This window comes from Burkholderia sp. AU4i (genome assembly GCF_000466765.1).
Lineage (GTDB): Bacteria > Pseudomonadota > Gammaproteobacteria > Burkholderiales > Burkholderiaceae > Burkholderia > Burkholderia cepacia.
Genome location: NZ_ASSI01000356.1, coordinates 1 through 816 on the forward strand (window position 1 = coordinate 1; position 816 = coordinate 816).

Annotated in this window: 1 protein-coding gene; it reads right to left on the bottom strand. The window is 64.5% G+C overall.

Annotated features, from left to right (window positions below; all coding sequences use genetic code 11):
* A partial coding sequence (istA, locus tag L810_RS42435; protein ID WP_257009046.1) for an IS21 family transposase occupies positions 1-809 on the bottom strand: 809 nt, incomplete at its 3' end.
* Positions 810-816 lie beyond the last annotated feature (7 nt).

The following is an 816-nucleotide window of genomic DNA, read 5'->3' on the forward strand; positions in this document are numbered from 1 at the left end:
TTCTGGAACGGCCTCTCATTCAGGTTCCTGAGCAGCGGGCGGATCGCCTCATTGACCGAGTGGACCGACTCAAACCGGTGATGACGCAGGCGCGCCATGATCCAGCGTTCGACGACCTGGACCGCAACCTCTACCTTCGGTTTGTCCTGCGGACGATATACGCGTGCGGGAAGGAATGACGTGCCGTAGTGACGCGCAAAGTCCAGCACGGTGTCGCCGGCGCGAGGTTCATAGCGGTCGGGATCGGCAATCATCGCGCGCGGGTTATCCGGCACGATCAGCTGCGGCACGCCACCATAGAAGGTCAGCGCACGTGCGATGCCGCCCAGCCAGTCCTCCATCGTTTCGGCTGGCGTCGCGCATGCGAACGTGTAACTCGATGCGCCCATGGCTGCCACGAAGATGTGCGCGCGGCGTCCAGTCGTCAGCGGCAGCGTGGGGCCGGCGAAGTCGACAAACAGTTTCTCGCCGGCGCGGTGAATTTGCCGCATCGAGCGCTTCAGGCGTTTCGTGAACGCCTTGTAGTGCCCGCAGAACTGCGTATAGCGGTAGGTCTGCCGGTCCGCGAACTCGGCCTGGTACTCCTCCCATAGCAACGTCAGCGTCATGCCCTTGCGACGCAGCTCCTGGTGGATGCGTCCGTAGTCGGGCTGGGCGTAGCCTGCTGGCCCCGTGGGCTTGCCGAGGAGCCGCCGCTCGAGGTCGCCTTCATCCATATCGCAGGCGCTTGCCCAGTCCAGCCCGGCAGCACCGGCCAGTCCTATGTACTTCGTGACCACGCCCTTGGAGATGCCCAGTGACGCGGCGATCCGGTCG